The organism is Panacibacter microcysteis, from assembly GCF_015831355.1.
GTDB lineage: Bacteria > Bacteroidota > Bacteroidia > Chitinophagales > Chitinophagaceae > Panacibacter > Panacibacter microcysteis.
Map to the genome: position 1 here is coordinate 196985 of NZ_JADWYR010000003.1, position 26685 is coordinate 223669.

The 26685-nt window shown below is 44.3% G+C and carries 22 protein-coding genes and 2 tRNA genes; 19 read left to right on the forward strand and 5 right to left on the reverse strand.

Annotated features, from left to right (window positions below):
* The first annotated feature begins 114 nt into the window (after nt 1–114).
* The gene (gene dapA / locus I5907_RS20215; protein ID WP_196992667.1) at nt 115–1002 is read left to right on the forward strand and encodes a 4-hydroxy-tetrahydrodipicolinate synthase; all 888 of its coding nucleotides are present in this window, start codon (nt 115–117) and stop codon (nt 1000–1002) included.
* A 96-nt stretch (nt 1003–1098) separates the two neighbouring features.
* On the opposite strand, the gene I5907_RS20220 is transcribed toward dapA, so the two are convergent.
* Together I5907_RS20220 and I5907_RS20225 are read right to left on the reverse strand one after the other, a co-directional pair.
* Nucleotides 1099–1647, reverse strand: a complete 549-nt coding sequence (locus tag I5907_RS20220; RefSeq protein ID WP_196992668.1) for a carboxymuconolactone decarboxylase family protein — start codon at nt 1645–1647, stop codon at nt 1099–1101.
* A 99-nt stretch (nt 1648–1746) separates the two neighbouring features.
* The gene (locus tag I5907_RS20225; protein WP_196992669.1) at nt 1747–2337 is read right to left on the reverse strand and encodes a Crp/Fnr family transcriptional regulator; all 591 of its coding nucleotides are present in this window, start codon (nt 2335–2337) and stop codon (nt 1747–1749) included.
* Between the two features lie 252 nt (nt 2338–2589).
* Here I5907_RS20225 and I5907_RS20230 point away from each other — a divergent pair, with 252 nt between their 5' ends.
* Nucleotides 2590–3723: an alpha/beta hydrolase-fold protein gene (locus tag I5907_RS20230; protein ID WP_196992670.1), complete on the forward strand. Its 1134-nt coding sequence runs from the start codon at nt 2590–2592 to the stop codon at nt 3721–3723.
* A gap of 49 nt (nt 3724–3772) precedes the next feature.
* Here I5907_RS20230 and I5907_RS20235 read toward each other — a convergent pair whose 3' ends face one another.
* Nucleotides 3773–4678 (reverse strand): ribonuclease Z, encoded by a 906-nt coding sequence (locus I5907_RS20235; RefSeq protein ID WP_196992671.1) that lies wholly within the window; start codon nt 4676–4678, stop codon nt 3773–3775.
* A 291-nt stretch (nt 4679–4969) separates the two neighbouring features.
* Here I5907_RS20235 and I5907_RS20240 point away from each other — a divergent pair, with 291 nt between their 5' ends.
* The 17 genes from I5907_RS20240 to I5907_RS20320 all read left to right on the forward strand — a co-directional run bounded on the left by I5907_RS20240 (nt 4970) and on the right by I5907_RS20320 (nt 22182).
* Nucleotides 4970–5998, forward strand: coding sequence for a glycosyltransferase family 2 protein (locus tag I5907_RS20240; protein WP_196992672.1), 1029 nt, complete (start codon nt 4970–4972; stop codon nt 5996–5998).
* A gap of 44 nt (nt 5999–6042) precedes the next feature.
* Nucleotides 6043–6261 (forward strand): hypothetical protein, encoded by a 219-nt coding sequence (locus I5907_RS20245; RefSeq protein WP_196992673.1) that lies wholly within the window; start codon nt 6043–6045, stop codon nt 6259–6261.
* A 79-nt stretch (nt 6262–6340) separates the two neighbouring features.
* Nucleotides 6341–6413: transfer RNA gene (locus I5907_RS20250), tRNA-Gly, on the forward strand.
* A 41-nt stretch (nt 6414–6454) separates the two neighbouring features.
* Nucleotides 6455–6540, forward strand: a tRNA-Leu gene (locus I5907_RS20255).
* A gap of 379 nt (nt 6541–6919) precedes the next feature.
* On the forward strand, nt 6920–8176 hold the full coding sequence (gene fucP, locus I5907_RS20260; protein ID WP_196992674.1) for an L-fucose:H+ symporter permease: 1257 nt from the start codon (nt 6920–6922) through the stop codon (nt 8174–8176).
* On the forward strand, nt 8173–8514 hold the full coding sequence (locus tag I5907_RS20265; RefSeq protein ID WP_196992675.1) for an L-rhamnose mutarotase: 342 nt from the start codon (nt 8173–8175) through the stop codon (nt 8512–8514). The genes fucP and I5907_RS20265 overlap by 4 nt, the downstream gene beginning before the upstream one ends.
* 149 nt (nt 8515–8663) lie before the next feature.
* A complete protein-coding gene (locus I5907_RS20270) occupies nt 8664–9428 on the forward strand; it encodes an SDR family NAD(P)-dependent oxidoreductase (protein WP_196992676.1) in 765 nt (254 codons plus the stop codon).
* Nucleotides 9429–9478: 50 nt separating this feature from the next.
* Nucleotides 9479–10336, forward strand: a complete 858-nt coding sequence (locus tag I5907_RS20275) for a fumarylacetoacetate hydrolase family protein (RefSeq protein WP_196992677.1) — start codon at nt 9479–9481, stop codon at nt 10334–10336.
* Complete coding sequence (locus tag I5907_RS20280; protein WP_196992678.1) at nt 10323–11153, forward strand: amidohydrolase family protein; 831 nt, start codon at nt 10323–10325, stop codon at nt 11151–11153. Before I5907_RS20275 ends, I5907_RS20280 begins: the two co-directional genes overlap by 14 nt.
* A gap of 11 nt (nt 11154–11164) precedes the next feature.
* A complete protein-coding gene (locus tag I5907_RS20285; RefSeq protein WP_196992679.1) occupies nt 11165–11953 on the forward strand; it encodes an L-fucose dehydrogenase in 789 nt (262 codons plus the stop codon).
* Nucleotides 11954–12307: 354 nt separating this feature from the next.
* Nucleotides 12308–13318, forward strand: coding sequence for a zinc-binding alcohol dehydrogenase family protein (locus I5907_RS20290; protein ID WP_196992680.1), 1011 nt, complete (start codon nt 12308–12310; stop codon nt 13316–13318).
* A gap of 214 nt (nt 13319–13532) precedes the next feature.
* Nucleotides 13533–15992 (forward strand): glycoside hydrolase family 95 protein, encoded by a 2460-nt coding sequence (locus I5907_RS20295; RefSeq protein ID WP_196992681.1) that lies wholly within the window; start codon nt 13533–13535, stop codon nt 15990–15992.
* Nucleotides 15993–16182: 190 nt separating this feature from the next.
* On the forward strand, nt 16183–17667 hold the full coding sequence (locus tag I5907_RS20300; protein WP_196992682.1) for a tagaturonate reductase: 1485 nt from the start codon (nt 16183–16185) through the stop codon (nt 17665–17667).
* Between the two features lie 12 nt (nt 17668–17679).
* Nucleotides 17680–19323, forward strand: coding sequence for a UxaA family hydrolase (locus I5907_RS20305; protein WP_196992683.1), 1644 nt, complete (start codon nt 17680–17682; stop codon nt 19321–19323).
* 463 nt (nt 19324–19786) lie between these two features.
* On the forward strand, nt 19787–21049 hold the full coding sequence (locus tag I5907_RS20310) for an aminotransferase class I/II-fold pyridoxal phosphate-dependent enzyme (protein ID WP_196992684.1): 1263 nt from the start codon (nt 19787–19789) through the stop codon (nt 21047–21049).
* Between the two features lie 385 nt (nt 21050–21434).
* Nucleotides 21435–21791, forward strand: a complete 357-nt coding sequence (locus I5907_RS20315) for a hypothetical protein (RefSeq protein ID WP_196992685.1) — start codon at nt 21435–21437, stop codon at nt 21789–21791.
* A 1-nt stretch (nt 21792) separates the two neighbouring features.
* Entirely contained in the window at nt 21793–22182 is a 390-nt protein-coding gene (locus I5907_RS20320) for a VOC family protein (protein ID WP_196992686.1), read from the forward strand.
* Nucleotides 22183–22273: 91 nt separating this feature from the next.
* Here I5907_RS20320 and I5907_RS20325 read toward each other — a convergent pair whose 3' ends face one another.
* Nucleotides 22274–23620: a RagB/SusD family nutrient uptake outer membrane protein gene (locus I5907_RS20325; protein ID WP_196992687.1), complete on the reverse strand. Its 1347-nt coding sequence runs from the start codon at nt 23618–23620 to the stop codon at nt 22274–22276.
* A 24-nt stretch (nt 23621–23644) separates the two neighbouring features.
* The gene (locus tag I5907_RS20330) at nt 23645–26680 is read right to left on the reverse strand and encodes a SusC/RagA family TonB-linked outer membrane protein (RefSeq protein ID WP_196992688.1); all 3036 of its coding nucleotides are present in this window, start codon (nt 26678–26680) and stop codon (nt 23645–23647) included.
* Nucleotides 26681–26685 lie beyond the last annotated feature (5 nt).

Below are 26685 nucleotides of genomic sequence, written 5' to 3' on the forward strand. Positions count from 1 at the left end.
AACAGTTCCGGGTGCAGCAGCGCAGTTGTTGTCAACCAGCCCGCAGGTATAAATTTACTGCATGCTTAAATGATCTTTTCATTAACTTGACGGCTCACAATATCAAATTTAAAAATGTCATCTTTTCTCAGTCAGTTACAAGGTACAGGCGTAGCATTGGTTACGCCATTCTCAGCGCAGGGTTTTATAGATTTTGCTGCACTGGCCAATATTATTGAGCACGTCATAAGCGGCGGCGCAGAATACGTGGTTACACTTGGCACCACCGGCGAAACACCTACACTTGATAAGTTTGAGAAAACAGATGTTGTAAAATTTACGTTTGAAAAAGTAAATGGCCGCGTGCCCGTTGTAGTAGGCATTGGTGGCAACAATACAAAAGACCTGCTGAAAGACCTGCAGAATTACCCGCTGGAAAATGCCACTGCCATACTCAGTGCTTCTCCTTATTACAGTAAACCATCGCAGGAAGGTTTGTACCAGCACTACAAAGCGCTGGCAGAAGCATCGCCCAAACCGATCCTGTTATACAATGTACCGGGCAGAACAGGCCGCAACCTTACAGCAGAAACCACCATACGTCTTGCAAAAGAAGTAAGCAATATTGCAGGTATTAAAGAAGCCAGTGGCGATATGGGCCAGTGTATACAGATACTGCGCCATGCACCAAAAGATTTTCTTGTTGTAAGTGGCGATGATGCACTTGCGCTGCCACAAATAGCCTGCGGCATGAAAGGTGTTATAAGTGTTGCAGCAAACGCTTATCCCAGGGCGTTTTCAGACATGGTGCGTTTTTGCCTCGATAACGATTTTGCCAAAGCAAAAACCATCAACGATACACTGGTAGATGCTTACAACCTCATGTTTGAAGAAAACAATCCTGCCGGTGTAAAAGCATTTATGACAGAAATGGGCTTGTTGAAAAACAACCTGCGTCTCCCGCTCGTACCATTGAGTGATGGTGTTTACAATAAGATAAAAGCTTTCCTCGCTACAAGATAGTTGTTGTTTGCACAATACATTTCATCAAAAGACCCGCAGATGCGGGTCTTTTGATGTGTTTCCTGCATGGTAAATAATGTAGCATGTTTTACACGATCAGATATTATCAGCCAGCGGAAAATCAATTTCAAAGCCTGTAAGATTATGCAGGTAGTTGCTGATGATTTTATCACCAATTACAATTACAACATCGATCATATGGGCTTCTGTATAACCCGCTTCAAAAAACATTGCCTTGCTTTCCTCACTGGCCCTGCCTCGGTTTTCTACCACCGCAGCGGTAAATTTTGCCAGCGCATCCAGCTTGCTGTCAAAAGATGCAGAGCCTTTTCTTATCTCAAGAATTTGTTCATCTGTAAAACCAGTCATTTTGCCAATAACAGTATGTGCAGACTGGCAATACCGGCAACCATTTATTTGGCTTGTTACAAGGTTGATTACTTCCCTTTCTTTCGCCCGTAATGAACTTTTGCGGTTTTGCAAAGCCAGGTAGTCGCCCAGTGCGGTCTCGTTTTTTGCAAAATATGCATAAAGGTTTGGTACAAAACCAAGGCTTTTCTGAAGTGTATTAAAGATTGCCTGGTTGTTTTCAGAAACTGCTGCTTTTGAAGGAACGGTAAATGTCCTTTTTTCTGTAGTGGTCATATTGCTTTGTTTAAATGTGATCGTTTGTTTACAAAGCAAAAGTGGCACGAACCCGCAGCGATAAAAATGATGTAGTTTAGGAAATATGGTTGATGTAGTTCAACTTTTTTTAGCAGTACGTTTGTTCCTTATTCTGGACAAAAATTCTGTCGTCATACCAAGGTAAGAGGCCAGCGCATATTGCGGTACCCGCTGCACAATAAGCGGGTATTGCTGCATGAAATTTTCGTAGCGTTCCTCCGCGCTTTGTGTAAGATTGGAAATGATCCGTTGCTGCATAAAGGCAGCTGTTCGCTCTGCCCTTATCCTGAAGAAGGTTTCAAATTTATGGTTGGTTTGCTTCAATGCCTGTTCTTTTTCATAGGGCAATTCAAGAATAATGCTGTCTTCAAGTGCTACAACAAACATGGTGGCAGGCTTTTGTAAAATATAGCTGTTATAGTCTGTAATCCACCAGTCTTCAATGGCAAAGGCGATGGTGCTATCCTGGCCTTTGTCGTCTACAACATAAGCCCTGAAAGCACCTTTGAGTACAAAATTCCTGTTTCGTACAATGAAATCTGGTTGTACAATAAACTGTCTTTTTTTGATTTTGACCTCTTTGAAAGCTGCAGCAAAAGTTGCGGCCTCTTCATTATTTAAAGAAACCCAACGGTTAATGTATGCTGTAATTTGTACGTTACCTGCCATGTTGTGTGTTGTTTTCGGGCGTTTGCCTTTTTGTTGGCTAAGCCTTGTATAAAATTAAATGAAACCGCAGATCAAATAATAATGGTGTGGGAGGATTGTTGCGGTAATGGAACCGGCGCAGCCGCATTACCATATACAGTACAAGTGTGCGACGCAACAGCAGCTTAATGCATATACTGCTGCCGGGTTCATAAAAAAGTTAATCCTTACGCGCCGGTAGTTGACGGTGTTAAAACTTTGTATTTTCACACCATGAAGCAGTTTCTCTTTTTAGCCGGTTTACTTTTTTGTACGGTGCATAGTAGCGCCCAGTTTACGGTACGCATTATTGTAAACGATGTTGCCACCAAAAAGCAGGATGATATTTACGTGGCCGGCGATTTCAACAACTGGAACCCGCATGATGATGCTGCTAAAATGAAACTGTTTGGTGCTACCCGCAGAATTTATGTTTTGAAAGATGTGGCACCGGGTACCATTAATTTTAAGTTTACGCGTGGCACATGGGATAAGGTAGAAAGTAGTGCCAAAGGCGAAGACATCGAAAATCATTCGGTTACTGTAACCGCAGATACATCGCTTACATTTTTTGTGGCCGGCTGGAAAGATGATTTTCCGGATAAGCCAAAACCAAACACTGCTTCGGCACAGGTGCAGGTGTTGGATACTGCATATTATATGCCGCAGCTTAACCGCACGAGGCGTATATGGATATACCTGCCCAAAAATTATAACCTGCAGAAAAGTAAATCGTTTCCCGTATTGTATATGCATGACGGGCAAAATCTTTTTAATGAGCGCACCGCTTTTAACGGCGAGTGGGGCGTGGATGAATGCCTTGATACACTGCAACAAAAAATCAATAAGGATTGTATTGTTGTGGGCATAGACAATGGCGGTGATAAACGTATGACTGAATACAACCCCTACGATGATAAAAAATATGGAAAAGGTGAAGGAAACGAATACCTCGATTTTATTGTGCAAACGCTGAAACCTTTTATTGACGGTCGTTTCAGAACACAAAAAGATAAGGCGCATACTTTTATTGCCGGCAGCAGTATGGGTGGGCTTATCTCATTATATGCCATAATAAAATACCCCGAAGTGTTTGGAAAGGCAGGTGTTTTTTCTCCCTCGTTATGGATTGCACCACAACTATACACAGCGCTGCAACAAGCCACCTGGAACGAGCCGCATACTGTTTTTTTCTATGCCGGCAAAAAGGAGGGAGACGATATGATCCCGGACCTGGAGAATTATGAGGAGTTATTAAAAAGCACAAAAGCTTTTAAAATAACCACGCTTATTTTCCCGCTTGGCCAGCACAAAGAAGAATACTGGAGAAAGGCATTTGATCCCTTCTACAGGGTACTGATGCAATAAGATAAAAGAAAAATCCTGTCTTACATTGAGGTAAAGCAGCGGCCATATTTTACCTGATGATATAAGTAACGCCTTCAATGGCCAGTTGTGTGTCTGGAAAGATGGCAGCTGTTTCTGTAAGAAAAGGTTCCAATGCCTCGTACTTACTGCTGAAATGCCCGATGAGCAAACGATTGGCATTTGCAAGCCTTGCAATATTTGCCGCCTGTATAGTTGTAGTATGAAAACGGCTGGCAGCACGCTCTGCCTGGTCTTTCAAAAAGGTAGACTCGTGGTACAGCAATGTTGCGTTTTGTATATGGTTGCAGACAGACTCGTTGTAAATGGTGTCGCCGCAAAAAACGTAGCTTTTGGGTGGCGTGTTGGGAATGGTTACAGATGCATTGAGAATTCGTTCACCGGATTTTGTAATGTAATCTTCACCGTCTTTTAAACGTTCATAAAATACAGCAGGTATACCAGCTCCTGCAATACGCTCACCATCTATCTTCCTGGGTTTCTTTTTCTCACGTATCACAAAGCCCCAGCAATCTATGCGGTGAAACATTTTAAACGTTTCCACTGTAAATTTTTCATCTTCTATAATTGTCCCCGGTTCGCCAAGGGCGTGAAAATGTAACTTGTAAGAAAACCTTGTATCTGCCGTGGCAAATTGCAGTTCGAGTATTTGCTGCAGTGGTGCAGGTGCGTGGAGGTGCAGATCCTGTTCGCGGTTCATAAGGCTGAAGCTGGTGAGCAGGCCGGGCAGTCCGAAGTAATGGTCTCCATGCAGGTGAGAAATAAAAATGTGGCTGATCTTGCTGCGCCTGATCCTGTAGCGTGTAAGCTGCATTTGCGTGCCTTCGCCGCAATCGATTAAAAAAAGCTGGTCGTTTAATGTAACGATCTGCGCAGTTGGATGCCTGTCGTATGCAGGCAGTGCAGAGTTATTTCCTAAAATCGTTACACCAAACATAGCGCGTGTTTTTGATAGAAGATGTGTAGTAACAAAAAATGTGTTGCAATATATTTCAATTATAGAATAAATGGTAACTATTACGCCTGCTGCCATAATAACAAGCGGTATATAAGACTGCGTATAACTGTAACCGAAGCCCAAAGCCCCACAAAGAACCGAACGTACAAGTGAGTGACACAACCAAAGCTGCATAGCGTTACTGCTGCCTGTACCATTCATTAACGAACTGTAATGCGGTAAAAAATTGCGGGATTAAAAGGCTGCCTTATTTTTGGAAAAAATAGTTAATTGGCTAATCCCACTGTTGCGGTCGTTATTCTTAATTACAATGGCAGTAATTACCTGGAAAGATTTCTACCATCGGTACTTGCATCGGTGTACGATAACATGACGGTGATTGTGGCCGACAATGCCTCTACGGATTTTTCCAGGGAATTACTTGCGCAACGTTTTCCTGCAGTTGTGTTGATTACCCTTGATAAGAATTTTGGTTTTGCCGAAGGTTATAACCAGGCATTGCAACAAGTGCAGGCAGATTATTATGTGTTGCTTAACTCTGATGTGGAAGTAACACCGGGATGGATAGGACCTGTTATTGATGTAATGGAAGCAGACAGTTCTGTTGCCGCCTGCCAGCCCAAGATATTATCGTACCATGAGCAGCACTTGTTTGAATATGCCGGGGCATCAGGCGGGTGGATCGATCATTTGGGTTATCCTTTCTCCAGGGGTCGCGTGTTTGAAGTGTGTGAGGCCGATAGGGGACAATATGATGATGTTACGGAAGTATTTTGGGCAAGTGGTGCTGCGATGTTTGTTCGGGCGCCGGTATTTCATGAAGCCGGTGGTTTCGATGGTTCATTCTTTGCGCATATGGAAGAGATAGATCTGTGCTGGCGCATACAACTGATGGGGTATAAAATATGTTGTGTGCCGCAATCGGTGGTGTACCATATTGGTGGCGGCACATTGCCAAAAGGTAATACAAGAAAAGTGTACCTCAACTTTCGCAATAACCTCATTATGCTTGGTAAAAACCTGCCATGGACAGAAAAGTTGTGGAAGTTTCCTTTCCGTATTTTTTTAGATGCATTATTTGCATGGAAGAGCCTGTTATCCGGCTTTAGCGAATCTTTTGTGGCAGTGTTTAAAGCGCATCTTTCGGTAATGCGCTGGTGTATTACGGGCGGGCAGTACAGGACAAAAAATAAAAGGCCTATGAAAAGCCTGGGTGGAGTATACCGCGGCTCTATTATATGGAGCTACTTTATTGAAAAGAAAACACGTTTTTCAGAAATTGTTAAAAAGAACTTTTAATTATTTGACCCACAGCCTTATTTTTGCACAGCAATTTTTACAATATGTCACAGCAAGATTTACAGCACGAAGTTGAAAGCCACAAAGACAAGGAATTTGGATATAACTGGGTTACATCTTCACGCTTTCTTTTCTACATGCAGGTTTTTGTGGTGTTGGCTTTTTTATTGGGTGGTTGTTATAATTTATACCAGCACCGCTATAAAGGCAAACCGGAAGTAGAAGTGCCTGATAACACGTTGTATACACCGAAGTATAAATAAAAAATTGGCAATAAAATTTTGTGGTTTGCATCAGAGTCCTATTTTTGCACTCCCAAAAAACAAGTTCTTATAAAAAAATGCGGAAGTAGCTCATTTGGTAGAGCACGACCTTGCCAAGGTCGGGGTGGCCGGTTCGAGCCCGGTCTTCCGCTCAGCAAAAGATCCCGCTTTATGCGGGATTTTTTTTCAGGTAGCCCCGGTGGTGGAATTGGTAGACACGCAGGACTTAAAATCCTGTTTGCAGCAATGCAAGTAACGGTTCAACTCCGTTCCGGGGCACATTTACAGCCGATCAGAGATGATCGGCTTTTTTATTTGGTGCCCGGCTGTAATACTTATGGCATCGTCCCTTGCGTCGCACACTTGTACTGCAGACCAATATTCAACAGCTCCGGACCGATTCTGCCTTGGTCAGCCTTACTGCATCAGCAGCCAGGCAGTACAGTTGTAAACACTACCCCCACTAACTTCACCACCAACGTTTTACAACAGCCGGAATGCTATAATCAGTATATTGTATGGCAGTAAAGCCTCCGTGGTAAAATAACTTTACAAAACGATAAAATAAGACCACGATGCTTACCGTAAAATTTCTTTCTTTGAAAAGAAAGCAGATGGAGCAAGCAGTAACTCTAACGACCAATCAATACAAACCAACATGCCAAAAAACAAGTACCTCATTCCGTTCATTCTTGTAACGTCTTTGTTTTTTTTATGGGCTTTCCTGCATAACCTCAATCCCATACTTATTCCGCATTTAAAAAAAGCCTGCCAGTTAAGTGATACCCAGTCAGCATTTATTGATTCTGCCGTTTATCTTGGCTATTTTGTCATAGCTATTCCTGCAGGTTTGTTCATGCACAAATACGGCTACAAAAAAGGTATATTATTGGGGCTGGCGCTGTATGCTGCGGGCGCATTATTGTTCATACCCGCGGCTTCGGTACGCAGTTATGCATTCTTTCTCTTCGCATTGTTTGTATCTGCCAGCGGCGCAACTTTCCTTGAAACAGTCGCCAATCCATACATCACCATACTTGGTCCTAAAGAAACCTCTGAGCAGCGGTTGAATTTTGCCCAGTCGTTCAATGGGGTAGGGGCGTTTCTTGCACCTATACTCGGCGGCATGTTTATACTTTCCGGTAAAGAATATTCTGATGTTGAGTTAAGCAGTATGAAGGCTGCAGGCACTTTGTTGACATACCTTCAATCAGAGGCAGATACCATTAAGATGCCCTACCTGGTTATGGGCTGCGTGGTTATTTTTATTTGCCTGCTCTTTGTATTTTCCAAACTACCCGAAGTAAAAACCAGCGATGTGGAAAGTCATACATCATTTTCGATGAATGTTTTTAAATACCCGCATGTAAAGTGGGCGGTTATAGGGGAGTTTTGTTACGTGGGTGCACAGGTGGGCGTTGGCAGCTTTTTTGTTCGCTATGCAAAATACATTACAGATACACCTGAAAAGTTAGCTGCTCAATGGCTTGGTTATGCAATGGTTGGTTTTATGGTAGGCCGCTTTACAGGCACGTTTTTCATGAAGTATATAAAGCCGGCAAAACTGCTGAGCATTTATGCATTCATTAGTGTTCTGTTGTTAACGGTAGCGTTGCTCACCAAAGGCGAAATAGCCGTATATGCAGTAATGGCGGTACCCTTCTTTATGTCTATCATGTTCCCAACCATATTTGCGCTGGGCATTAAAGACCTTGGCGAAGAAACGAAAATTGCATCATCCTTTCTTGTAATGGCTATTATTGGTGGTGGCGTTGCACCGCTTATTATGGGTTACATATCTGATAAAACAGGTAGCATACAGTGGGCATACATTGTGCCATTGTTATGCTTTGCATATATCTTATTCTTTGGCTTAAAAGGTCATAAGGTTAAACAACAGGAATTAACAGTATGAAAAAACTCTGTCTTGCATTAGATCTTAAAGATGACGCGCAACTGATCAGTGAATATGAAAATTATCACCGCGCCGTATGGCCCGACATTGTTGCCAGTATTACAGATGCGGGAATTACGGGAATGGAAATCTACCGCGTAGGCAACCGGCTTTTTATGATAATGGAAACTACCGACAACTTTTCTTTTGCATCTAAAGCGGCTGCCGATGCAGACAATGCAAAAGTGCAGGAATGGGAAACTTTAATGTGGAAATACCAACAGGCCCTGCCTGTGGCGAAAGAGGGAGAGAAGTGGCTGCTGATGGATAAGATATTTGATTTAAAAGAGTACGGATAAATATTATTGTCCGATTGCAGGGAGACCTGCCTGGTATAAAATACGCTGTTACGTCCGGAGCAGTTGAATAATGTTCTGTTGCACAAGAGTGCGACGCAACAGAAGCCTGATAGTAATTCAATTGCCCTGGCTCATAAAAATAAAAAATAATGTTTAGTTTAAAAGATAAGCATGCAGTAGTAACGGGCGGTGGTAGTGGAATTGGCCGGGCTGTATGCCAGTTATTTGGCAGGCAGGGGGCTATCGTTCATGTAGTAGACATCAGTCAGGAAGCTGCTGACCAATGTGCGCTGCAGATAACCGTTGAAGGCGGGCAGGCAATGGCGCATGCCTGTGATGTAACCAGCCAGCAGCAGGTAATAGCACTGATGCAATCAATCGGCAGGGTGCATATCCTGGTAAATAGTGCCGGAGTATCGCACATAGGCCGTGCAGACAATACGGCGGAGGAGGACTTTGACCGCATTTACAAGGTGAATGTAAAAGGTGTTTACAACTGTCTGCACGCGGTTGTTCCCGTTATGAAACAGCAAGGCGGTGGCGTTATACTAAATATGTGTTCTGTAGCTGCATTTGTAGGGCTGCAGGATCGTTTTGCCTATTCAATGAGCAAGGGTGCCGTAAGTGCTATGACATTATCTGTAGCAAAAGATTATGTAAAAGATAATATCCGCTGCAACTCTGTTTCGCCGGGTCGTGTGCATACGCCGTTTGTAGATGGCTTCCTGGCCAAAAACTATCCCGGCCGGGAACAGGAAATGTTTGAAAAATTATCGCAGACCCAACCTATTGGCCGGATGGGTAAGCCCCATGAGATAGCAGCGATCATTCTTTTCCTCTGTAGTGATGAAGCGTCTTTTATAACCGGTACAGATTACCCGATTGACGGTGGATTTATAAGGTTGAATACTTAGCGGATGGTTAAGAAAAGAAGCATTTTTATAGCAGCAAAAAATAGTTAGTCATGAAACTGATACGTTTTGGAGCATTCAATAATGAACAAACAGGCATAGCTGTTGGTGATAAGTTATACGATACATCAGCTTTTGGAGAAGATTATAACGAACACTTTTTTGAAACCGATGGCCTGGCACGTTTGCAGCAATTTTTAGATGAACACCAGCCTGCATTGCCCGAAATACCTGCGGGCACCAGGCTTGGCAGCCCTGTTGCAAGACCTTCCAAGATTATTTGCATAGGCCTCAATTATGCCGACCATGCAAAAGAGACAGGTGCCACACCGCCGGCAGAGCCAGTTATATTCATGAAATCTACTACGGCGCTGGTTGGACCAAATGATAATATTGTTATACCGAAAGATTCTGAGAAAACCGATTGGGAGGTAGAACTGGCTGTTGTGATCGGCAAAAAAGCCAGTTATGTGTCAGAATCAGCAGCAATGGACTATGTGGCCGGCTACGTACTACACAATGATGTAAGCGAGAGAGCATTCCAGCTAGAGCGTGGCGGCACATGGGACAAAGGCAAAGGCTGTGATACCTTCGCGCCGCTTGGGCCTTACATGGTAACAAAAGATGAAGTGGATGATATAGACAATCTACGGCTTTGGTTATCTGTGAACGGAAAAAAAATGCAGGATGGTACAACTGCCAATCTCATTTTCAGGATACCACACATCATTGCCTATACAAGCCAGTTTATGACCTTACTACCCGGAGATATTATCTCTACCGGAACACCTGCCGGCGTGGGGCTTGGTATGAACCCCCAGGTATATTTAAAGGCAGGAGATGTTGTTGAACTGGGCATCGATGGCCTTGGTACTGCAAAACAAAACGTAGTTGCATATGGCGCGTATTGATGCACACCAGCACTTTTGGTTGTATAATAAGGAACGCCATGCGTGGATCAATGATGATATGCAAACGATCCGGCAGGATTTTATGCCTGCCAGCCTGCTGCCTGTTCTTGAGCAACATCATATAGATGGTTGTGTGCTGGTGCAGGTAGACCAGTCGCTGGCCGAAAATGATTTTCAACTGGCCAATGCCGCTGCACACGATTTTATAAAAGGTGTTGTAGGCTGGGCAGACCTGCAGTCAGCCGCTGTGGAAGAGCAGTTGCAATATTACCGGCAACATCCGAAAATGAAAGGCTTTCGGCATATTTTGCAGGGCGAGACAGACAGGGCTTTGATGTTGAAACCTGCTTTCAGGAACGGCATCAGCAAGCTGCAAAAGTACCGATACACTTACGATATACTCATTTTCCCCGACCAGTTGTCTTATGCGTATGAGCTGGTAAAAGAATTTCCCGGGCAGCTTTTTGTAATAGACCATATAGCCAAGCCATACATCAAAGACAGGAAAATAGACGACTGGAAAAAAGATATACAACAATTCAAACACTGCGAGCATGTTTATTGCAAGCTGTCCGGCATGGTTACAGAAGCAAACTGGCAGCAGTGGGAGTACGAAGATTTTGTACCATATCTTGATGTGGTGACAGAAACATTTGGCACAAAACGCATCATGTTTGGTTCAGACTGGCCGGTTTGCCTGGTAGCAGCCGATTATGGCAGGATGCTCAGCATAGTAACCCGTTATTTTTCCGCTTTTTCCGCCGCTGAGCAGGATGATTTTTTTGGCAATAACGCAACAACTTTTTACAACTTATAAGTACAACGTCTATGGATCTGCAATTAAAAGATAAAGTCATCATTGTTACAGGTGGTGCAAAAGGTATAGGTGAGGGTATTGTAAAAGTTCTTGCTGCAGAAGGAGCCATTCCTGTAATCATCGGCAGAAATGAAAATGACAACATGCAAACCGTTGAGGCCGTAAAGGCAGCAGGTGGTAACGCTTACGAGTTTGTGGCCGAGTTAACCGAGCCTCTTGCCTGTAAGCAGGCGGTAGATGCTGTAGTAAAAAAGTTTGGTAAAATTGATGGTCTTGTAAACAATGCCGGTGTAAATGATGGCGTAAACCTGGAGCATGGTACGTATGAAAGATTTATGGCATCGCTGCATAAAAATGTGGTGCATTATTACCTGATGGCGCATCATGCATTGCCCGAGCTTATCAGGAGCAAAGGAGCCATTGTAAACATCACTTCCAAAACGGCTGAAACAGGCCAGGGCGGCACCTCTGCGTATGCTGCGGCAAACGGCGCACGCAATGCGCTTACCAGGGAGTGGGCGGTAGAGTTGCTCAAGTACGGCATTCGTGTAAATGCCATTGTTGTAGCCGAATGCTGGACGCCGCTTTACGAAAGCTGGATAAAAACACTGCCAAACCCCGATGAGAAACTACAGGAGATCGTTTCTAAAATTCCACTGGAAAACCGTATGACCACCGCAGAAGAAATTGCCAATACAACTGTATTCCTGTTGTCGCAGCGCTCAAGCCATACAACCGGGCAGTTAATACATGTAGATGGTGGTTACACCCATTTAGACAGGGCACTTGCCAATGCGTAGAAAAATGATGGACCCGGCTGCAGCACTGCTATGAAGCTTCGTTGCGTCGCACTCTTGTACGTTTGGTTCTTTATGCAGCAAAGCGAAGAGCTAAGCGTAACAACAATGCTGAAGATGTTGAGAAAGCGTTTTAAGTTGCTGTTTGCCTGGCCGCTTTGTACAGGGTAATATAAACAGAACGTGTTGCACCTTGCTGAAGCGCTTGTTGCAGTACAAGTGAGTGACACAACAGGTGCCGATAGTAGCAATGCAGTTAAGTTCATTATCATATTAATATTGGTGTATCACTACAACAGTTTGTGTGCATACACCCGGCAATTTCCCATTCAATCTCACCAGTAATCAATGTACTATATGACAGCTTTAGTGTGTACCAAGCCCGGCTTTTTCGAATACAGGGAAACTGATATGCCCATATTAGAGGACGGGCAGGTTTTACTAAAGATCAGGCGTATTGGTATTTGCGGTACAGACCTCCATGCGTTTGAAGGCACGCAGCCTTACTTCTCTTATCCCCGCATACTGGGGCACGAACTTGCAGCAGAAGTGGTACATACAGCCGCTATATACAGGGCCGGCGACGAGGTTACTATTATTCCGTATTTCAATTGTGGTAATTGTATCGCATGCAACAGCGGTAAACCAAACTGTTGTGTAAGCATGCAGGTAGCCGGTGTACATACCGATGGTGGTATGCGGGAATATTTTGCTGTGCCTGCAACCGCAATTGTAACCGGGCAGGGCCTCTCACTCGATCAACTGGCGCTGGCAGAGCCCCTGGCTATTGGCGCCCATGCAATCAGGAGAGCAAATGTGCAGCCCGGTGAACATGTATTGGTTATTGGTGCCGGCCCAATAGGACTGGCTACAATGGCATTTGCAAAAATTGCCGGTGCCACAGTTATTGCGGCAGATGTAAATGCCCAACGCCTGCGGTTTTGTGATGAGCAGTTGGGTATACCGCATATTGTTAATGTATCTGCACAGGATATTAACGGCCGTTTAAAAGAAATTACGCATAATAACATGCCTTCCGTAGTGATAGATGCTACGGGCAACCTGAAAGCGATCAATGGTGGTTTTAGTTATATAGCACATGGTGGCCGGTACGTATTGGTGGGATTGCAAAAAGGCGACATTGGGTTTTCTCACCCCGAATTTCACAAGCGCGAAGCCACTTTAATGAGCAGCCGCAACGCAACCCGTGAGGACTTTGACCACGTAATACAATGTATACAACAGCAACTGGTAAAACCCGAAGCTTTTATTACGCACCGCGCAGCTTTTGGCGAAGTGAAAGAACAGTTCAGTTCGTGGCTGCAACCCGGCAATGCTGTGATAAAAGCAATGGTAGAATTGTATTAGTAATAGATAACATTTGCAACGGTAATCTAAACAGAATAATAGAATTTAGCATGATCCTTCTAGACTAAGACTGCTTCGGTTTCCCGCTTTGCTCTAAAACAGCAGGCAAATAAGACAACATATAACCTGCGCATTACAGCAGGTGTTTTGGTTTTTTATGTGCGACAAAGACCAGCTGTGTAAACCTGCCGGTTGTAAAACAAACAACAATGCCATGAATAAAGCATTTATTGCCATATTATTTTTTTGCTGCAGTACGGGAACTTTTGCACAGGCGCACCTGCAGCTTTGGTATGATAAACCTGCCACTGTATGGACAGAGGCATTACCGGTTGGCAACGGCAGAATTGGCGCGATGGTTTATGGTGGCGTGGAAAAGGAATTATTACAACTGAATGAAGCTACTCTATGGACCGGTGGCCCGGTAACACCCAATGTAAACCCGGAATCAAAAAGCTATCTACCACTGGTACGGCAGGCTTTGTTTAATAAGGAATATGATAAAGCGGTAAGCCTTGTTAAAAAAATGCAGGGTCTTTATTCTGAAAGTTACCTGCCAATGGCAGATCTGAGTATAGAGCAGCCATTCGGCGGAAAACAACCTGCAAATTATAAGCGCACATTAGACATCAGTAACGCAGTAAGCACTACAACGTTTGATATTGACGGCGTGCAATATAAAAGAGAAATTTTTGTGTCTGCGCCGGCACAGGTGATGGTGATAAAATTGTCAGCCGGTGCTGCCAGGAAAATAACGGCAAACATCAGGACAAGCAGCCAGGTGCATTACAGCGAGACGCTGGCAAAAGATAAGATCATATTGAAAGGCAAAGCGCCTGCCCACGCAGATCCCAGTTACTACAATGATAACAAAGAACCTATTATTTATGAAGATCCGACAGGTTGTGATGGTATGCGCTTTAGCGTGATGGTGAAAGCGTTACATAAAGATGGGTCGGTTTATTCAGATTCGGCAGGCCTGCATATCAAAGATGCTACCGAAGTAACGCTCCTTGTAAGCGCCGCCACAAGCTTTAATGGTTTTGATAAATGCCCCGACAAAGATGGTAAAAACGAAATAGCCCTTGCATCGGCTGATTTGAACAAGGCAATGAACAGGACTTATGAAATACTGAAGGCTGAGCATGTAAAGGATTACCAGCGCTTCTTTAACCGTGTTTCACTTACGTTGAACAACAGTGATATTTCCGGTAATGAGCCAACAGATAAAAGGCTGGAAGCTTATACCAAAGGCGCAACCGACAATGCGCTTGAAGTATTGTATTTTCAATACGGCCGTTACCTGCTTATTGCTTCTTCCCGCACACGCGATGTTCCGGCAAACCTGCAGGGTATCTGGAACAAAGAGATGAGGCCTCCTTGGAGTGCCAACTATACCACCAACATTAATGTACAGATGAACTACTGGCCTTCTGAGGTAACCAATCTTCCTGAGCTGCACCAGCCCATGTTTGACCTCATAGAACATCTATCGGTTACCGGTGCTGCCACGGCCAAAGAGTTCTATGGTATGAACGGATGGGTGGTACACCATAACTCCGATATATGGGCACTTTCCAACCCGGTAGGAGATAAAGGCAAAGGCGATCCGAAATGGGCCAACTGGGCCATGGGTGCCAACTGGCTTACAAGGGATTTGTGGGAGCACTACCTGTTTACCGGCAATAAACGTTTCTTACGCGATACCGCATACCCGCTTATAAAAGGCGCTGCACAGTTTTGTCTTGACTGGTTAATCCCGGACAGCAGCAGCGGCTACCTTGTCACGGCCCCGGGTGTTTCGCCGGAGAACGAATATTATTATGATGGTGATAAAAGGTCTGACATATCAGTAGGTACTACAATGGATATGAGTATTATCAGGGACCTGTTTGGAAACCTGATTGAAGCAGGTAATATTTTACAAACAGACAATGCTTTTATAGATACCATTATTGCTGCAAAAAATAAGTTGTATCCTTTTAAGATTGGCCACAAAGGAAACCTGCAGGAGTGGTATAAAGATTATGAAGATGTGGAGCCACACCACCGTCATGTTTCTCATTTATATGGCCTGCACCCTTCTAACCAGATTTCGCCCATTGGCACGCCCGATCTTGCCGCAGCCGCCACCAAAACGCTGGAGCTTCGCGGGGATGATGGCACCGGCTGGAGTCTTGCCTGGAAGATAAACTTTTGGGCACGTTTGCTTGATGGTGACCATGCGTATCAGTTATACCGCAAACTCTTTCATCTTACGCGGGAATCTGGTTACAACATGAGCAATGGCGGCGGCGCCTATCCAAACCTCTTTGATGCTCATCCACCTTTCCAGATAGACGGAAACTTTGCCGGTACAGCCGGCGTGGCTGAAATGTTGCTGCAATCGCAAAACAAAGAGCTGCATTTGTTGCCCGCAGTTCCTGCTGTATGGGCCAACGGAAGCATCAAAGGGTTAAAAGCGCGTGGCGGTTTTGAAGTGAATATAGACTGGTCCAGCGGGCACATAACTGCTGCAAAGATTACCTCCGGGCTGGGTAATGAATGCGTGGTAAGAACGGGTGAACCGGTAACGTTGAAAGGAACAAATATTCAATCGAAAGAAACAACATATGGTTTTGTGATCTCTTTTAAAACGATAAAGGGGAAAACCTATGAGCTGGCAAGAGAATGATTGAATAATAATTGGGAACGATGAATAATTAATAAGGGCAATTGCTGTTCATCAACCATGCTTAAACATACTACATTGATGTATGCGGCATGGGTTACACAGATCGCTTCAGTCGCCATAACAACGGAACCCTGAACCGAGCGTGGCAACAGGCGATGCCATAAAAAACAAACGCTGGTAACATACATATATGCAACTGTCAAAAGCAACCATAGCAGACATACAAAACAACGCGATAGAAAAGCCGGAAGCAGCGCTTTTTTTGCTGCCCGAAAAAGTATTGCAATTTGGAACCGGCGTTTTATTGCGTGGTTTATGCGATTATTATATTGATAAAGCCAACAGGCAGGGCGTTTTCAACGGGCGTGTTGTGGTGGTTAAATCAACAACGCAAGGCAGTACGGATGCATTTGCGCAGCAGGATAATTTATACACCCATATTATAAGGGGCGTTAAAGATGGTAACACGGTTGAGCAGACGATCATTAATGCCGCTGTCAGCCGTGTATTGGCTGCCAGTGAAGAGTGGGACAGTATTCTGGCATGCGCAGCCAATAAAGCAATGCAGCTGATTATTTCCAATACTACAGAAGTGGGTATAACGTTTATACCTGAGCACATCATGGAAGGTGTGCCAGGCTCTTACCCGGGTAAATTGTTGAGATGGTTGTACGAACGTTACCAATGTTTTGATGGCAGCAGCGATGCAGGTATGATCATTATACCAACGGAACTGCTTACAGATAATGCCAAAAAGCTGCGCGATATTCTGCTGCAACTGGCCAGTCATAACAGGCTCGGTGAAGCGTTTATACAATGGCTGCAAAATGCCAACAGTTTTTGTAATTCTTTGGTGGACAGAATTGTGCCGGGTAAAGCATCGACAGAAGATACAGGCTATACAGATGATCTTGCTATTATGAGTGAAGTATATAGTTTATGGGCAATAGAATCATCTGACGGAAAAGTAATAGAAAGGCTGTCTTTTGCTCAAACAGATACTGGTGTGGTAGTAGCGCCGGATATCTACAAATTCAGGGAGCTTAAACTCAGATTACTGAATGGTACGCATACATTATCCTGCGGGCTGGCAGTGCTGGCAGGTTTTGCAACAGTGAAAGAAGCAATGGCCGATAAGGCTTTCAGGAAATATGTGGAAACGGTGATGTTGCAGGAGATAGCACCTGCTGTAACGGGATCAGCCATTACAGCCGAAGAAGCAAACGTGTTTGGAATGCAGGTGCTCGACCGCTTCGCCAACCCTTTTATTGAGCACCAGTGGCTGAGCATTACATTACAATACAGCAGTAAAATGCTGATGCGTAACCTGCCGGTACTGCAACAGTATTATTCGAAGTTTGGTACAGCACCCCGGCATATAGCGCTGGGTTTTGCCGCTTATTGCTGTTTTATGAAAAGCGTTCAGCAAGAGGATGGGAAATACAGTGGTACGGTAAACGGCCGCACATATGCAATCAATGATGATAAGGCTTCATTGCTGCACATACACTGGCAAAAAAGCAGCCCCGAAGCTGCGGTAAAAAGTATTTTGAGCGATGAAAAGCTGTGGCATCAAAACCTGGACGATCTGCCGGGTTTTACAGCAGCAGTAACACAATATTGTGCGCTTATTAACCAGCATGGCGCCAGGCAACTTATACAGAACAGACTTTAAATTTCATTTGCAATGAAACATGCAATTGTAAAAGTGCACCCCAAAGACAATGTAATTGTCGCACTCAGAAAACTAGACAAAGGAGAAAAGTTTACTTACGGTAATGAAGAATTTGTATTGGAAGAAACCATTCCGGCTAAACATAAGTTTACGGTCAATGAAATGCAGGTGGGCGAAAGTGTGTATATGTATGGTGTACTGGTTGGCAAAGTAAAAAAACATATTCCAAAGGCTGCGCGCATTTCCACTGAAAACCTGCAACATGCTTCTGAAGCATTTTCACTTGATAAAAGAAACCTGGCCTGGCACCAGCCCGACGTATCAAAATGGAAAGACAAAACATTTATGGGCTACCAGCGTGCAGATGGCAGTGTAGGCACTGCCAACTACTGGGTTATAGTGCCGCTTGTCTTCTGCGAGAACCGGAACGTGGAGGTGCTGCGAGATTCGCTGGTGGAGAAACTTGGCTATGGCAGAAAAAACAGGTATAACAACTTTGCTGAAGAGATCATTGCATCTTTTAAAGCAGGTAAAAATGTTGCCGATGTAAAGCTTGATACAATTGCTGCCACGGCAACTTATGAAAGACTTTTTAAAAATGTGGATGGCATAAAGTTTTTATTGCATGATGGTGGCTGCGGCGGTACAAGACAGGATGCAGAAGCACTCTGTGGTCTGCTGGCCGGTTATATTACACACCCAAACGTTGCCGGTGCCACCGTGCTAAGCCTGGGCTGCCAGCATTCACAGTTTTCAATTTTAACGGAGCAGATCAAAAAACGGGATGTGTCGTTTTCAAAACCCCTGTATTTGATAGAACAACAAAAGATCGGCCTGGAAAAAGACGTTATGGAAGAAGCCATACGTAAAACATTTGAAGGGCTGATTGAAGCAAATAACTGCGTACGCACGCCGCAGCCGATCAATAAGCTTACCATTGGCCTCGAGTGCGGCGGTTCTGATGGTTTTAGCGGTATCTCAGCAAACCCAACGCTGGGTTATGTTTCAGACATGCTGGTGGCATTGGGCGGCACCGTTATACTGTCTGAGTTTCCCGAACTGTGCGGCGTAGAGCAGGAGTTGAGCGACAGGTGCGTAGACGAAAATGTTGCCAAAAGATTTATTGAGTTGATGACAAGCTATAACAAACGAGCCGTGGAAGCGGGCAGCGGATTTGATATGAACCCTTCGCCCGGCAACATTCGCGATGGATTGATTACCGACGCCATAAAATCTGCCGGCGCCGCAAAAAAAGGCGGTTCATCTCCCGTAACAGATGTGTTGGATTATCCTGAAAAAGTTACCAGGCCCGGTCTTAACCTGTTGTGTACGCCCGGCAACGATGTAGAGTCTACCACGGCAGAGGTGGGCAGCGGTGCAAACATTGTATTGTTTACCACCGGTCTCGGTACGCCAACCGGCAATCCCGTGGCACCCGTAATCAAGGTTTCGAGCAATACAGAATTGTACAACCGTATGAATGATATTATTGACCTGAACACGGGGACAATCATTGACGGTGAAGAAACCATCGAGCAGGCAGCAGACCGTATGCTCGATTACGTTTTAAAAGTTGCCGGTGGCGAAACAACTGTTGCGGCAGTTCGCAACGGGCAGGATGATTTTATTTTATGGAAACGCGGTGTAAGTTTATAATCGTTTTTTTGGGAGCCCGGCTGTAGTAAAAGCATGAAGCTTTTGTTGCGTCGCACTCTTGTACGCCTGTAACATTATTCAGCATGTGCAAAGGCGCGCCGGCATATTTTCAAACCGCCCCTTGCCGGTCTTAAGCTTTGTAAGCCTATGGCCGTAAACCCATACTGTAATTCATTGCAACAACAAAATGATGCTCGCTGAAGGTAAGCAGGCGGGCGCCAACAAGGCGGCTTACGGCCGGGAGACCGGCAACAACAACGCCGTATAAACAACATCTGCAGCATACTGTAAATCTTTACAATTTTCCATTATTACCATTTTCTTATTTTTGCGCAAATTTTACTAACCCTTGTAAGGTTGTACACTTGCTGATTAACGGACAGAAAGTACAAGTGAGTGACACAACAGGCGATGAGTAAAAGTACCACAGCTAAGTTCATCATTATCTAAATTTTAAGTACATATGGCAGACATTTTCGAACGTCTAGTGAAGAATTACGGGCCCATTGGCGAGCACCGCGAAAGGGCACATGGTTACTACGCTTTTCCAAAACTGGAAGGCGAAATCGGCAGCCGCATGCAGTTTCGCGGCCAGGAAATGATTGTGTGGAGTCTTAATAATTACCTCGGTCTCGCCAATCACCCGGAGATCCGGAAAGTAGATGCCGAAGCTGCTTCGCAATACGGCCTGGCACTGCCTATGGGTGCACGCATGATGAGTGGCAACAGTAATAACCACGAACAGCTCGAGAAAGAACTGGCCGCGTTTGAACATAAAGAAGATGCCATTCTGCTCAACTTCGGTTACCAGGGCATCATGAGCGCCATTGATGCACTTTGCGGAAGACACGACGTAATCGTGTACGATGCCGAGAGCCATGCATGCATCATTGATGGTTTGCGTTTACACCCGGGGCACCGTTATGTGTACAAGCACAATGATATTGCCGACTGCGAAAAGCAGTTACAGCGTGCCACAAAACTAATTGAAGAGCAGGGGCGCGGTGGTATACTCGTTATTACCGAAGGTGTATTTGGTATGGCGGGCGACCAGGGTAAACTGAAAGAAATAGCAGCGTTAAAAGCGAAATACGAGTTTCGTTTGCTGGTAGACGATGCACACGGCTTTGGCACATTGGGTAAAACAGGCGCCGGCGCCGGGGAAGAGCAGGGCTGCCAGGATGAGATTGATCTTTACTTTTCCACGTTTGCAAAATCAATGGCATCGATCGGTGCATTTATCGCCGGCCCAAGGGTGATCATTGATTATATACGCTACAATGTACGTTCGCAGATCTTCGCCAAGAGCTTGCCTATGCCGATTGTGGTTGGCAATCTCAAACGCCTGGAAATGTTGCGCACCATGCCCGGGCTGAAGGAAAAACTGTGGCAGAATGCTACCAAACTGCAGGGTGGTTTAAAAGAAAGGGGTTTCGATATTGGTAAGACCGATTCTCCAGTAACCCCTGTTTACATGAAAGGTGGCGTAGAAGAAGCTACAGCCATGGTGCATGACCTCCGCGAAAATTACCATGTATTTTGTTCCATCGTTGTGTATCCCGTAATACCAAAAGGTCATATCATTTATCGCCTTATTCCCACTGCAGCACATACCGATGCAGATATTGAAGAAACGCTGAAAGCATTTACTGAAACAAAAGCCAAGCTCGATGCCGGTGCTTATAAAGTAGAAGCTATCCCGGATATGGCAGATGAACGGGTGTAATGTGAGTAATACCACGATGCAGCAGGTATTTCAAACAACAAAATATCAACGCACATGATTCATAAACCTTCTTAGCAATAAGAAGGTTTTTTATTGTGTACTAAGCTGCATTGCTACTATTGGGCAACTGTTGCGTCGCACACTGCAACTGTATAACACAGGTAAACAGCACGAAGCCTGTATGCCGGCACGCGGTGGCGCAGGCCGCGTTGATTCTTGAAAAAATGCCACAGCCTGAACAGGCTATTGCAAAGCCGGGAGATGCGTTTTAACTTTATGTAAACGCTTTATACAGCTTTTACGCATTTCCTTGTTAAACCTTGTGCTCTTAAAACTATCTATGTTCTGCACACGTTTACACACATATACAGAGGAGTGAAAGATCATGGCAAAGAAAGCAAATCCGTTAAAAAGAACCCCCTTATCCACAGACGATGATTACCGCCTGTATGCAGTAAGCGATGAGGACCCCGCAGAACCAGGAAAAATTTCTATTATAAAAAGATTTTCCCCGTTCCTTATTTTATGTTGCGCCCTGCTCATATTGTTTCCCTATATGATGATAACCGGCACAGGAAACATCAGGAGCTTCTGGCTGTTATTGTTTTTATTTCCGTTTACAGAGATCAACCTGTTTTATGCAGATTTTGCGTTGTGGAAGTATTTCACGGGCAAAAAGATTATACCAATTTGGGTAATTGAGCTTACCTTTTCGATATTGATCGTAAAATTTTTGGTATAACATGCATATTGAGCATCTCGCAATCTGGTGTAAAGACCTTGAGGCCATGAAAACCTTTTATGTAAAGTGGTTCAATGCTACGGCAAATACACGTTATCATAATCCTGTAAAACAATTCTCTTCTTACTTTCTCACCTTTGGTGAAGGGGTACGGCTGGAGCTAATGGAAATGTCCGGCGTTATTTTTACCCATAATGATTTGAATCACGTGTATACAGGTCTCGCACATTTTGCCATTTCGTTTGGCACTGCCGAAGAAGTAAACAGGTTAACCGCGGTTATGAGAAATGCAGGAGTAAAAATATTGGGCGAACCAAGGTTTACGGGAGATGGCTATTATGAAAGCGTTGTTGCTGATCCTGAAGGAAACAGGATTGAACTGACCATCTGATCAGCAGTAATGATTTACTGCTTTTTTAAATAAAAAAATGCCCGTTGAAAACGGGCATTTTTTTATTTAACTTTCGAAGGTGTTACAATATTTAGTAACCATCGTTTTGTTGCAAAATGGTTGCTCCTACAGCATTGATCTGGCTTATCGGGATCGGGAATACCATTTCATTGGCATCGTATGCAAATCCGTCTGCAGAGCCTTTTAATCTTTTGATATCGTGTACGCGCTGACCTTCATGAGCCAGTTCAAGATGTCGTTCAAGTATAATGTCATCAAGGGAAAGCTCATCCAGTGAGCCTAAGCCAGCCCGGCTCCTGATTACATCAATGTCATTTTCCGGAGAATCACCAACAGCTGTTCCCAAACGGAAATTACATTCTGCCCTTGTTAAATACATTTCTGCCAGTCTTATTACAGGCAGGTTCCTGTATTGGATCTGCCATTTACCGCTACGGTAAATATCCTGGTCATCCAGGTAGAATAACGCCAGCCTTTCATCGTCGGCCTCGTACAGGTCCAGGTGTTTTTCTTCCACGTCCACATCGCCATCCCTGCCGCCAAAATCAGGAATAGACCAGAACAGGTGCATATCATTTGCGCCATCCTGTGCTGTTACCTGCATGGCAAAAATATCTTCATCAGTATTGCTTTCATTATTGAAGCAGGATGCGTAAGAGTTGTTCAGTGCATAATATCCGCCCGCAATTACAGCATCCGCTTCATCCCTGGCTTTTGCGTAATCTTCCATCTGCAGGTAAACCCTGGAAAGATATGCTGAGGCAGCATAGGTGGTGGCATACACACCATTTTCTTCGGGTAACAAAGACTTGGCTGTAGTAAGATCTGCCACAACCAGGTCATAGGTTTCCTGTACGGTACTCCGCGGCACATAATTGGATTCAGATATATTGCCCACCGTAGGGGTGGTTACAATCTGCACACCCAAATTAGCAGTTGTATTACCGGCGCTGTAAGGCTTACCATATAACTTAACAAGCTCAAAATAGATAACGCCGCGAATAAACAAGGCTTCTCCTTTTACCCTGTCCCTGTCTTCTTCGTTCACTTTGTCAATAGCATTGATGATGTTATTGCAAATATTGGTTGCGCGGTAAGCCGCGTTCCAGGTGGCACTTACATACCCATTGTTTGTTAGGATAGCTTTGTTCCATATCTCACGGGGCTCATTAAATGTTCCCGCCCATCTTATCTCATCATCAGAGCCCAGCAGTTCTGAATACAATTGCATATCGCCGCCGAGTAGCGAACTGCTGCTCAGCGCATCATATGCCCCGTTTAAAGCGGCCTTTATATTGGCATCATTGGTAAAAACTTCTCCCTCCGCTATTTCCTGGGTTGGCTTTATATCAAGATTTTTAGAACATCCCGAAAGCATCAGCCCTGTAACAGTAATTATAAAAAATATTTTTTTCATTGCTTCAGTTTTAAAGTAGTCAAATCAGAACCCGATGTTCAGGCCAATTGAAATGTTTTTGATCTGTGGTGCAGCATAAAAGTCTGAGCCCTGGTTGATATTACCCGCCCTGTAATCAGTATTCACTTCAGGATCCCAGCCGGGATAATCTGTAAAGGTTAAGAGGTTTACGCCTGTTACATACAATCGGGCTGACTGCAATCTGAGCCTGGTGGCAATGCTTGAAGGTAGCCTGTAAGCGAGTGTAATGTTCTTCAGCCTTATATAGTCTGCATCATATACGTAACGGCTTGAAGCACTGATACCATTACCGTAACCAAGCCTTAATTGTGGTACGTTGGTAATATCGCCGGGCTTCTGCCATCTGTCCAGCTGCTCTCTTGTCTGGTTATCAAACCAGTCGAAGCTGGCGCTCATAAAGCCACCTGCACCATTCAGCACCTGGTTGCCAAAAACACCCTGGAACAAGACGGAAAGTTCGATGCCTTTATAAGAAAAAGAGTTGTTGAACCCGGCAATGGTTGTCGGGTTCGGGTTACCCACCACGAAGTTGCCCGCTGCATCATAATCATTTGTTGTTGCCTTGCCATCTTCGAGGTAGTACAGCGCGTCACCATTTTCCGGGTCAACTCCTGCGAACTTCGGTCCATAAAATACACCTATTGATTCGCCAACGATCAGTGAATTCAGGTAACGGCCATCATTACCGGGTATTAGTTTTTGTTCACCATCCAACTGCAGCACTTTGTTTTTATTGAAAGAAATATTGAAGCTGCTGGTCCATTTAAACGACTTGGAAGAGATAATATCACCGTTTAAAACGATCTCAACACCTTTGTTTTCCATTGAGCCGATGTTTACGGTCTGGCTGGTAAAGCCTGAGTTTGCCGGAACCGGCACATTATAGATCAGATCCTGTGTTTTACGGTTGTAATAGTCGATTTCACCATTTAAGCGATTGTTGAAAAAGCCGAAATCTAAACCAATATCCACCTGGTTAGATTTTTCCCAACGCAGATCTTTATTAGCGAGTTGTATTGGTGCAAGACCTGATGTGCCTCCATAAGAAGAACCACTCCACAATCCAAGTGAAGAAAAGCTACCAAAGCCATCGTCATTCCCTGACAGCCCAAAACTTCCTCTCAATTTCAAAAAACTTAAAACTTTGGAGGTTTCTAAAAATTTTTCTTCTGTTATTATCCATCCTAAAGAAAAAGCAGGAAAGAATCCATATCGCTTATCAGAACCAAAAACTGACGATCCGTCAATACGGTTACTTGCAGTCAGTAAATACTTGTTGTTAAACTTGTAATTAAGTCTGGCAAAATAGGAAAGTATAGCGGTTTGATTCGACCTTGACGTGCCACCTTTGATTAACCCCGCACTTGCCAGTTTTTGTAAATCTTCTACCGGAAACTGTTCTCCGTAAACGTTTGCTGATTCGGTTTTATATTCCTGGTAGGCCATACCTACAACGACGTCAAGGTTGTGTACAGTGCCAAACGTTTTATTGAAATTGAAATAGTTGTTGGTATTGTAGTTCAACGCCTGGTACCAGTCAGATTCACCATAACCGTTGGTGCCATTACCATAGGTTGTGTTGAAACCGTAGAACTGGTCATCATTCTGGTTTTGTATATCTACACCAAACTCAGACCTGAAAAACAACGAAGGTAAAATGCTGTACTGGCCAAAGATATTACCTATGTTCCTGTAGGTAGTAGACTTATAATGGCCATCTGTATAATCTACATATGGGTTTGAATATGTAGTGGTTGGTGAGTTATATACATTGCCATCAAGATCCCGCAGCGGTGTAACAGGTGAAAGCGCTACAATCTGCATGGGTGTGGCAAACTCATTATCGTTTGGTACACGTCCGGCAACTGTTTGCGAAAGGCTCAGGTTTAAACCAACCTGGAATTTGTCACTCACTTTTTGCTCAAGGTTGATCCTTGTAGAAATTCTCCTGAAATTATTACCGATCAGAATACCATCCTGGTTGTTATAGGCAGCGCTGATATAAAATTTTGTCTTGTCATTACCACCTGATGCAGAAACATCCAGTGCAGACGTACGTGCATTGTCGTTGAAAGCCAGCTTTTCCCAGTTGGTATTTGTTTCAAGCGATCTCCAGTCAGACCAGCCTGAATAGCGGTCTAACCTGCCTTCCGCAAATTCCAGCCAGGAGTTTTCGTATTGATCCGGGTCGAGCGGATCTACACCTTCAATATTATCACTGTTTATCGCGGCTTCTCTTAAAAGGTCCACGTATTCTTTCGCATTAAGAAAACCACGCAGGTGTGTTGGTTTGTTAGAGCCGTATTGCGTATTTACCTGGAAAGATGTTTTGCCCGATTTGCCTTTTTTAGTGGTAATCAGTACTACACCATTAGCCGCTCTTGAGCCGTAAATAGCGGCGGCAGAGGCATCTTTCAGAATGTCGAAAGATTCAATATCATTAAAGTTGATATCAGCCAGCGGGCTGCCCGAATAAGATCCGTTGCTGATAGGTACGCCATCTATTACATATAAAGGCGAGTTTGAAGCGGAGATTGATCCCGAACCACGGATCCTTATTTTTACGCCTTCGCCTACTTTCCCGTTGTTTGCTTCTACAAATACACCTGCGGCACGCCCCTGCAAAGCCTGGTTAAGGTTAGGTACCGGCATGTTCTGCACATCCGCTCCTTTAACCTTGGCAATATTGCCGGTAAGATCTTTTTTGATCTTTGTACCATAACCCACTACCACCACCTCACTCAGGGATTGGTCAGATTGTGTCATGGTTACCAACAGGTTAGAACCACTTGCAGGAATTTCTTTTTCGGCATAGCCTATAAAAGAAATAATGAGCGATTTGATGCCTGCCTCAACGTTGATTGAAAATGTACCGTCATCCTGGGAAAGTACCGTGGCTTTGCCACCTTTTGACTTTACGGTTGCTCCTACAATGGGAGATCCGTCTTTCCCGTCTGTAATTTTTCCACTCACTGTGGTCTGGGCGTGGGAAATAACCAGAAACAAGAGCCCCCAAAAGCTCAATAGCAGTTTTCTCATGTGCA

Coding starts and splice junctions, on each gene's coding strand:
- dapA (WP_196992667.1), top strand. CDS start 115: ATGTCATCTTTTCTCAGTCAGTTACAAGGTACAGGCGTAGCATTGGTT.
- I5907_RS20220 (WP_196992668.1), bottom strand. CDS start 1,647: ATGACCACTACAGAAAAAAGGACATTTACCGTTCCTTCAAAAGCAGCA.
- I5907_RS20225 (WP_196992669.1), bottom strand. CDS start 2,337: ATGGCAGGTAACGTACAAATTACAGCATACATTAACCGTTGGGTTTCT.
- I5907_RS20230 (WP_196992670.1), top strand. CDS start 2,590: ATGAAGCAGTTTCTCTTTTTAGCCGGTTTACTTTTTTGTACGGTGCAT.
- I5907_RS20235 (WP_196992671.1), bottom strand. CDS start 4,678: ATGTTTGGTGTAACGATTTTAGGAAATAACTCTGCACTGCCTGCATAC.
- I5907_RS20245 (WP_196992673.1), top strand. CDS start 6,043: ATGTCACAGCAAGATTTACAGCACGAAGTTGAAAGCCACAAAGACAAG.
- fucP (WP_196992674.1), top strand. CDS start 6,920: ATGCCAAAAAACAAGTACCTCATTCCGTTCATTCTTGTAACGTCTTTG.
- I5907_RS20265 (WP_196992675.1), top strand. CDS start 8,173: ATGAAAAAACTCTGTCTTGCATTAGATCTTAAAGATGACGCGCAACTG.
- I5907_RS20270 (WP_196992676.1), top strand. CDS start 8,664: ATGTTTAGTTTAAAAGATAAGCATGCAGTAGTAACGGGCGGTGGTAGT.
- I5907_RS20275 (WP_196992677.1), top strand. CDS start 9,479: ATGAAACTGATACGTTTTGGAGCATTCAATAATGAACAAACAGGCATA.
- I5907_RS20280 (WP_196992678.1), top strand. CDS start 10,323: ATGGCGCGTATTGATGCACACCAGCACTTTTGGTTGTATAATAAGGAA.
- I5907_RS20285 (WP_196992679.1), top strand. CDS start 11,165: ATGGATCTGCAATTAAAAGATAAAGTCATCATTGTTACAGGTGGTGCA.
- I5907_RS20290 (WP_196992680.1), top strand. CDS start 12,308: ATGACAGCTTTAGTGTGTACCAAGCCCGGCTTTTTCGAATACAGGGAA.
- I5907_RS20295 (WP_196992681.1), top strand. CDS start 13,533: ATGAATAAAGCATTTATTGCCATATTATTTTTTTGCTGCAGTACGGGA.
- I5907_RS20300 (WP_196992682.1), top strand. CDS start 16,183: ATGCAACTGTCAAAAGCAACCATAGCAGACATACAAAACAACGCGATA.
- I5907_RS20305 (WP_196992683.1), top strand. CDS start 17,680: ATGAAACATGCAATTGTAAAAGTGCACCCCAAAGACAATGTAATTGTC.
- I5907_RS20310 (WP_196992684.1), top strand. CDS start 19,787: ATGGCAGACATTTTCGAACGTCTAGTGAAGAATTACGGGCCCATTGGC.
- I5907_RS20315 (WP_196992685.1), top strand. CDS start 21,435: ATGGCAAAGAAAGCAAATCCGTTAAAAAGAACCCCCTTATCCACAGAC.
- I5907_RS20320 (WP_196992686.1), top strand. CDS start 21,793: ATGCATATTGAGCATCTCGCAATCTGGTGTAAAGACCTTGAGGCCATG.
- I5907_RS20325 (WP_196992687.1), bottom strand. CDS start 23,620: ATGAAAAAAATATTTTTTATAATTACTGTTACAGGGCTGATGCTTTCG.
- I5907_RS20330 (WP_196992688.1), bottom strand. CDS start 26,680: ATGAGAAAACTGCTATTGAGCTTTTGGGGGCTCTTGTTTCTGGTTATT.